The organism is Mucilaginibacter sp. P4_G9, assembly GCF_056400985.1.
The window spans coordinates 1-537 of sequence record NZ_JBFUKF010000954.1; the positions used below are offsets into that span (position 1 = coordinate 1).

Consider the following 537-nt stretch of genomic DNA (forward strand, 5'->3'; position numbering starts at 1 on the left):
ACAAAGTACTGCCGGTTGTATAAGTTACGCCATGTATAGCGTCGATACCATAAATAACCGGGATTTTTAAACGATCTTGACCGGCTGCTTTCTGGATGGCCGAGATCACATCGTACCAATGCTCACGACTGTAGGCGTGACCGCTTACATTGAGGATTGAACCCACATGATATTTCATGATAGCTTCTTTTAACTTATCCGCATCCAGCTGATGATCAGGCACATTTGTTTTTGATACTACATCCGAGGTAACTTCGGTCATCTGGCCTACTTTTTCTTCCAGTGTCATTTTGGCTATCAGCGCATCCACTTTTTTATCGATGGCGCCGACTGATGTGCTTTTTTGAGCCTGTACAGCCGGGGAAATTGCGTTAAGCAAAAGCAAACTGGCCGCCGTTATGTAAATTTTTCTCATTTGTTTATTTAATTTGAGCTTTCGATATGTTTAATTTTTGATCCTGGTTTATTTGTATGCTTAATTCTTGTTGTAAGGCTTCTATCGCATTAGCCAGGTAGGCAATTGGGGCGTTCCAGTTT

1 protein-coding gene is annotated in these 537 nt (G+C 41.9%); it reads right to left on the minus strand.

Going from position 1 to position 537, the window contains the following annotated elements; all coding sequences use genetic code 11:
• Positions 1-415, minus strand: a 415-nt coding sequence (locus AC1DPZ_RS28765) for a glycoside hydrolase family 3 N-terminal domain-containing protein (RefSeq protein ID WP_477409972.1), incomplete at its 3' end; no start/stop codon positions are given.
• Between the last annotated feature and the right edge of the window lie 122 nt (positions 416-537).